6 protein-coding genes and 1 pseudogene are annotated in these 7,018 nt (G+C 38.2%); 1 reads left to right on the plus strand and 6 read right to left on the minus strand.

What is annotated here, in order from left to right:
* Positions 1 to 41 precede the first annotated feature (41 nt).
* The 4 genes from AB1L08_RS20930 to AB1L08_RS20945 all read right to left on the minus strand — a co-directional run bounded on the left by AB1L08_RS20930 (position 42) and on the right by AB1L08_RS20945 (position 3,203).
* Positions 42 to 539, minus strand: coding sequence for a DUF2705 family protein (locus tag AB1L08_RS20930; protein ID WP_413066550.1), 498 nt, complete (start codon positions 537 to 539; stop codon positions 42 to 44).
* Positions 533 to 1,390, minus strand: coding sequence for an ABC transporter ATP-binding protein (locus AB1L08_RS20935; protein ID WP_413066551.1), 858 nt, complete (start codon positions 1,388 to 1,390; stop codon positions 533 to 535). Before AB1L08_RS20935 ends, AB1L08_RS20930 begins: the two co-directional genes overlap by 7 nt.
* 14 nt (positions 1,391 to 1,404) lie before the next feature.
* Positions 1,405 to 2,232, minus strand: a complete 828-nt coding sequence (locus AB1L08_RS20940) for a hypothetical protein (RefSeq protein ID WP_413066552.1) — start codon at positions 2,230 to 2,232, stop codon at positions 1,405 to 1,407.
* 347 nt (positions 2,233 to 2,579) lie between these two features.
* Positions 2,580 to 3,203 carry a hypothetical protein gene (locus AB1L08_RS20945; RefSeq protein WP_413066553.1) on the minus strand — a complete coding sequence of 208 codons (624 nt, stop codon included), beginning with the start codon at positions 3,201 to 3,203 and terminating at the stop codon, positions 2,580 to 2,582.
* A gap of 302 nt (positions 3,204 to 3,505) precedes the next feature.
* On the opposite strand from AB1L08_RS20945, the pseudogene AB1L08_RS22625 reads away from it, so the two are divergent.
* A pseudogene (locus tag AB1L08_RS22625) lies at positions 3,506 to 3,647 on the plus strand (IS110 family RNA-guided transposase); the annotation flags it as partial.
* 374 nt (positions 3,648 to 4,021) lie between these two features.
* Here AB1L08_RS22625 and AB1L08_RS20950 read toward each other — a convergent pair.
* Together AB1L08_RS20950 and AB1L08_RS20955 are read right to left on the minus strand one after the other, a co-directional pair.
* Positions 4,022 to 4,690: a response regulator transcription factor gene (locus tag AB1L08_RS20950; RefSeq protein ID WP_413066554.1), complete on the minus strand. Its 669-nt coding sequence runs from the start codon at positions 4,688 to 4,690 to the stop codon at positions 4,022 to 4,024.
* Positions 4,659 to 6,938 (minus strand): sensor histidine kinase, encoded by a 2,280-nt coding sequence (locus tag AB1L08_RS20955; RefSeq protein WP_413066555.1) that lies wholly within the window; start codon positions 6,936 to 6,938, stop codon positions 4,659 to 4,661. The genes AB1L08_RS20950 and AB1L08_RS20955 overlap by 32 nt, the downstream gene beginning before the upstream one ends.
* Positions 6,939 to 7,018: the final 80 nt, after the last annotated feature.

Genomic DNA, 7,018 nt, shown 5'->3' on the forward strand with positions numbered 1-7,018 from the left:
ATCCCATATTTATCAAAATTTGGGGGGGTAAAATAAGTGAATTATCTCGAAGAATTTTTACTCCTCAAAGCTGTAGCACTTGGGTCTGCTAAAAAGAGGTAATGATATGTTTCTCCGGAAAAAGGAATACGGAAAACAGCCACCACAACGAGTGCGGTAATGACAACTAAACATGTAAAAATCATGGCCATCAAAAAAACAATGGCGCATTTCGTGATAAGATAATGAAACCGGCTTTCCACTCTCGAAAGTATAAGATATATAAAACCATTATCAAAATCGGCTGTGATTAAATCTGCAATCAACACAGCAAACAAAACTGGAAATACAAAAAACATCACAAATTGTGCAGAGTTAAAAAGACCGGCTATATAATCATGTACGGTCAGGACCGCTCCTTCCGGAATTAAATCGAATAACTCTAAAAGGATATAGACATTTTTCTTATTAAAAATGGCAGTTAGTAGGAGTATACCTGTGACAACGGCTATTCGTTTCCAACAACGCCTTAAATATTTGGCGATTTCAAAAGTCACCATGATGACTTTTTGTCCTTTAATAGTTGATAGTCCATTTGCAATTCATCAAAAAATGAATGGAGCTCTTTTTCTGCCTCAAAAGGAATACGAATCACCGGATTTCCGTCCAGTCTTTCACCAATGCGAGCATTTGTTTTTATTTGTAGAACTTTCTCTACATCTTCTAATTTTTTTAGCAACACTGTATAATAACGCGTGTTTTCTTGTAAGATAACGGTCCGATTTTCGATCTTAAAGACACGATCACAATAATTTTGAATATCCTCCATACTATGAGAGACAAATAAAAAGCTTGTACCTCTTTTTTTACACTCGTCAATGATGCTGCTGAATAATGATACTCCTTCCCTATCCAGTGCGTTTGTCGGCTCATCAAATAAAATAATCTCTGGTCGCTCCATAATTGCTTGTGCGATCCCTAAACGCTGCTTCATTCCTAATGAATAAGCTTTCACTTTCTTTTTATTATTTGGATCAAGGCCCACTTGTTTTAGTGCATGATAAATGTCTTCCTTATCGATTTGGTTCCTGATTTTAGATAAATAATAAAGGTTGTCAAAACCTGTTAAATTTTCTAAAAATGTCGGTGATTCAATAAGTACCCCTATCCCGCCAGGTAAATTCCCCACTAATCCTGGTTGGATACGTTTTCCATTTATCATAATGTCTCCCATTGAAGGATAACTTAATCCTGCTGCGAGTCGAAGGATAGTTGTTTTTCCAGATCCATTCGCCCCTATGATGCCGACAACTTCTCCAACCTGCACTTCAAATGAGACATTTTGTAGAATCGTTTGTTCGCCGATGTTTTTATCAACGTGATGGAATACAATTCTTTTCTCTGCTGCCATCATATCTTCTCCTTTTACAATAACAAAAGCTTTTCTCTTTTAAATTTCCATTCAAACAGCCACATTACCAATAGATAGCTCAAACCTCCCAGCACGATCCAATATAAAGGTATAACAGCCCAGTAGAATGTGCTTGTAATATAATCTCCAGCCATTGACATTGGAGCCAAATCATAAAAAAGGGCTCCTTGTTCTCCATCAAGGAGAAGCGGAAATGACATAAAAACTTGTGATAGTCCGATGAAACAAACATAGGGTAACATGATCGAAACATAAAGGTTCTGAAAAATAATGCCGATAATGATCGTCAAACAACTATAGAAAAAGGCCATAAGCGCACTATTAAGGATAATAAGTAAACAATATATCCATGGATTATGTACAAATAAATCGGTTGCATAATGGATGTTATCAACCCCGGGTTTCGTTAATGGAAAAATCCATAGCAAGCTGATAAACAAGAGAAACTGGCAAAAAAAGAGAAATGAAAAACTGCTGACACCAATCGATAGCACTTTACTGCGAATATACTGACGCATACTTGTCCTCATCAAACTATAAGATAATAGACTGGAGCGCCTTTCTTTGATAAAAAAATCTCCTGTTGCCAACGTAACCAGCAAAGGCAGAAAAAACATTAAAACACCAGACCCTCCACCTTGGATCATAACAAAATATTCAAAAGCAGCCGTCGGTGTAAAATAAGGATTCCCAACGGGTTCTTCACTGCGAATGAACAAAATATTACCCGCAGCTATTAAAAGATAGGAAAAGAGTGCCACCCACGCAAACTTTTTCTTTATTAATCTTTTTAAACATTCTTGTATAAATCTATAAATCATCTGCATTCCCCTTTCTGCTGTACAGGTTTCCAAGCGTACTTGGCGTATCCATCAGACCTCCCAAGGTAAGATCGCAGTCTTTCCCTCTGCCTATCCGCTTCAGTTACTTGATATAGCGCCTTCGGCAGAAAGAGGTCTTGTTTTGCAAAACTCACACAAACATATCCAGCCTTGTATAAGGTTTGTTTTCCTCGGATCGGAAGCTTTCCGTTCGTTTCATTCAGATTCCGCATCATAGGGGACACCCTTGCGTTAAGCAAACAGTTACTTCTGCCTTCACGGCTCGGGACTTGGACCCTATAGACTGCCAATCAATCAGGCAGTCTATTCATTGAAAGGTTTTTCACTTAACTAACGGAACCATTTGCATTACAGTAAAATTCAACGGTAATATTATGCATAGAAGTAAGACTATTTATAGTCAATTTACCCCCTACAATAATTTCATATGTACGCCCGCCATCAATTAAAGTTGGAGTATAACCGGTTTGGCGCCAGGTTCCTTTAGAAGAGGAAGAAGTAATTGAGTTGATCCCGGAAAACATTTGCCTTTTGGCACTTGAATTATATTGTGTATTAAAAGAACCTTTAATAATGACTGCTGATGTTTCATTAGATTTTACAGTTTCTGTTTTTGAAGCTGATACAGTAATAAAAGGGGTAATGCCACTTCCACTTTTGGATTCTAATGTAGGAGTAAATTTTACATCAGCTCTCTCTGCTGCATATTTTTCAAATTCTGATGGTTCAAGATAATCTTCTGAATTAAATTCTTCAAAAGGTACAAGTTCCAATGTTGCATTTGGCTCTCCAGAGTTAATTTCATCTACAATTTCCTCATATTGCTTATAATATTCCTTTTTTTGCTGCTCCGATAAATTTACAGTTGCAGCCGATGTCTTTAAACTTCCAACTGCAAAAATAGTCATCATCAAAGCTGAAATAGCACTAAATATTTTCCTCTTTTTCATTATTATATCCATTCCTCTCGCTTCGCTCGAGGCACAAAACGCTATGAAATAAGTTTTGTACCTTGAGCGTTTTTTTACTAATCTAAAGCTATAGGGATACACAGTTAACGACAAATCACGTGAAGGTGAGTGGACCATTCCGATCGCGGAGTGACCGCATTATTATTGTATAGATTGCCTTTCCAAGCACAAATAAGTGTGACCTTGAGCACGCAGATTTATCTTTGTATAAACATTACTCTTATTGCTGGGCAATCAGTCAATGTGTCTATCCCTATATTCTTTTGAAAGGATCGTTCCCTATGGCTCTAAAAATTGTGTATCCCGACCTTTGTTGTTGCCTGTATGGCTTCAACCGACAAAGGAGTCACTACTTACAAACGCCATCGCTTTTCTACCTATACAAAAGGGTTGAATGAGCTGTCACAATGGCTTAATGAATCTCACCCATGATTATTGCATACCTTCTCTCTAATTACACCGTAAATTTACTTGCGGCTTTCCGCAACCACCCTTGCGGTTGGGGAATTCTTGCTTGTGGTTTACCGCAATGATAATCGGTATAAATGAATAGTATGAGTGTATTCGAACCTGCTAAGGCATGACAAAAATAATAATAAGTCAATATTTTGAGTTATGATCCTGCTCGGCTGCCCGTCACAGGAAAAGCAGGCGTTCAGCCTGCCTTTTTGGAGTATTTTATTGATCATGAACGTCAACCAAGCTGCGGCTTTCCGCAATGTATTAGGGTAATTCATCATATACTTACTTGTATTGAACCTTTTTGTAATCCGCAACCCACGATACCGCCACAGTGCCTATTTTTTCACAGCGGATACGGACAATAATCCAAGTTCCCCTGCTTTTAAAAGCGCTTCTGTTCTGGACTCCACCCCGAGTTTTGAAAAAATCTTGGTTAAATGATATTCAACGCTTCTTTGACTCATAGACAGTTCCAATGCAATCGCTCTGTTCGTTTTGCCTTTGGAAACCCCGTCTAAAATTTGTTGTTCTTTGGTGGTTAGGCTGATATTTTTCAAATACGTTTTTTCTTTGCTGGCCATTGGAGACGCTTCTGCTCTTTTTAGCTGCCTTAATAATGGGATTGGAATGACGGCCTCATCCCTCAAGGAGCAGCGAATGGCGGTTATTAATTGTTCCTGAGTCGATGTTTTGCTGACGAATCCCGATGCACCAGCTTCAATCAGCAAATTAAAATGCGAAATGACGTCATATCCTGTATAAATGAGAACAATCGCATCGGGATCAAATTGCATAATCTTTTTTGTCAATTCAATCCCGTTCATCCTTGGCATATATAGATCGATCAGGTACACATCGTATGTGTCTTTTTCCAATATGTCCAAAACCTTGTCGCTTTCGTTTAACACGTCCGCCTTCATGTCTTGTTCTGATTCAATAATCGTTCTAGTCCCTTCTCCCATTGCAGGGTGATCATCCACAATTAATACTTTGATCAATCTCATTGACCCCTTGTCTATATATGATTTGAACTTTAAACCCCTGATTTGGTTCTGATTCAATCTCTATTTCACCGCCCATGCAGCGCACCCGCTCTTTGATACCGTAAATTCCCATCGTCTTGAATGAATCATTCAGTTCACTCATTCGAATTCCAATTCCGTTATCTGCATAGGCCAACATGAAACCCTGGTTGACTTTTCTTAACGAGATGCTCACTCTAGACGCTTTCGAGTGTTTCATGGCATTGTTCAATAGTTCTTGAATCACTCTATAGATCGCTAATTCGTATTCAGAATCCAGCTTCTGAATCGTTGTATCCAATTCTGAATACAGAAGAAAGTTGGAGCGCAATTTGACGCGTTCGATTAAATGTTGAATGGATTGGATTAGCCCCAATTCACTGAGAAATGGAGGCCTTAATTCGTTGCACGTCTCTCTTATAAGATGAATATTGTCAAGAATTCCCTCTTTTACATGATACAAGTCAGCTTTTACAAAGGGATCTGCCATTTTGTTTTGGATGGCTTCAATTTCCCTTAAAAGCTGTAATTGATGCTGCAAGATGGTATCGTGAAGATCGATCGACAAATTCATCCGTTCTTTTTCGGACAAAGAAAATAAAAGCCTGGATAGCCACGAAGGATAACATGCTTTTTCGTTTTGCCATTTTTGATGATAATGCTCAATTTCTTCAAACAAACCTTCAATCAGTTTGAAATTCTCGAGCAAAACACTCGAAAAATAGGCGAGCGTTTCCAGCCATATTTTCTCTTGAATATTGAGAGTTGTCTTATGGTTTTTTAAACTGCAAAAAACAACTTCTTTATTATGATAATCTTCACCGATCACAACACAGAATCCAGTTCGAATTTCTGCCAGCTGGCCCGGACTGTAATTTTTCCAATTCACTTGTTCTAATTCTTCGACAAGGCTGGAAGAGTATTCATGCTTGTTCTTCACTGTCCACATGTTTATCTCTTTGTTTTCCTGGATTTTCACATGATGAACTTCTCCGACCCTTAATACCTCTTTTATTTCTCTCAGCAAGCTTGCGATAAATCCGCTCACTTTAGTTTCGTGTTTGGCCTTTTGAAAAAAATTGTAAAGATTTGATTCAACCTGATTTTTTCGGGAAAATAAATGATGTCTCATTCGATAATCAATATATTCCTTCATATATAAAAATACAATCAACCCGGTAAATAGAAAGAAAGAAAAGAGAAAAACAGTGTCAGAAATGATGTTCGTATCGAAAATCGTTACGAAAATAACATCTGCAAAAATCGTCAAAGCAAGCGACAACAGCGCATAATACTGGAGCCTGCCAAGCAAAAATTCAATATCAAACAGCTTTTGCGCCCTTTGTAAATAAACGAAAGCCAATGGAATGATCAATAAAAACATGGCTGCTATTTCGGCAGAAAGGAAAGCTTTTCCCCAAAAAATGTCAGGGATTGCATACAAAAAAACAAAAGGACTAAAAGCAAACACGAAAGCAGCCGCCAAAATTTGGGTGATGATTTTCCCTTCGGTATTTTTATTTTGATAGTACAGCCTAGCCAAAAGAAAAAGCAGAAAACAAACGAGAAAACTGAAAAAGGCCAGTTCAACCATCCTCATGAATGAGTGGAGCTCCCAAAAAAAGAAATTGCACCCTATCGCCAGGAGAAGCAGAACATAAGCAATATACAATCTTTTGATGCTGCGCCCTTTCATAAACTCCAAATGATATTGCGCAAAGTAGCTTTTTAAAAAATGGATCAGAAAAACCAATGAACCGGGAAAGGTCATCGTTACAATCACTCTCCCGATCAAATCGGCCCTTGCGGACGCCGGGGCGCTTAAATAACATAACCCCATTGAGAATAGAAAGCATATGAGGAGCATGGCCGAATGTTCTTCTTTCTTTCCATAATAAAAATAAAGCCCCAGAAAGAAGGTCGCAAGGGAAAATACAAATGGCAGCAGTAAATAGATGATAAGCTGAACATCTGCATCTGCATAGGAAACTGCATATGTATGCGTTTTCCCTTGTTGATCTATGATTGTAATGGACTTGGCCTTCTCCACATGGGTAAACAAAGCAACCGTTTTATGCTCGCCAGGGTCGATGCCATTAATCGCTTGAACGATATCGCCTTTATCAATCTTGTTTCTTGCCGCCCATCCCTTATCGTATACTTGTTCTACGACCCAATTTCCGTTTCTGTGCTCAACGTCTATACCCACTAAAGGGTATTGAAGGATCAACAAGCCAGCTTTGAGGAGTAAATTTATGTTTTTTAGTCCTTAAAACAGAAAATGCACTTATCCACAGATGTAAAAATTTA

Source organism: Siminovitchia jepli (assembly GCF_047228825.1).
GTDB lineage: Bacteria > Bacillota > Bacilli > Bacillales > Bacillaceae_C > Siminovitchia.

Excerpts from the sequence above, each read along its gene's own strand:
- AB1L08_RS20935 (WP_413066551.1), bottom strand. The coding sequence starts at position 1,390 with ATGGCAGCAGAGAAAAGAATTGTATTCCATCACGTTGATAAAAACATC.
- AB1L08_RS20945 (WP_413066553.1), bottom strand. The coding sequence starts at position 3,203 with ATGAAAAAGAGGAAAATATTTAGTGCTATTTCAGCTTTGATGATGACT.
- AB1L08_RS20940 (WP_413066552.1), bottom strand. The coding sequence starts at position 2,232 with ATGATTTATAGATTTATACAAGAATGTTTAAAAAGATTAATAAAGAAA.
- AB1L08_RS20950 (WP_413066554.1), bottom strand. The coding sequence starts at position 4,690 with ATGAGATTGATCAAAGTATTAATTGTGGATGATCACCCTGCAATGGGA.
- AB1L08_RS20930 (WP_413066550.1), bottom strand. The coding sequence starts at position 539 with ATGGTGACTTTTGAAATCGCCAAATATTTAAGGCGTTGTTGGAAACGA.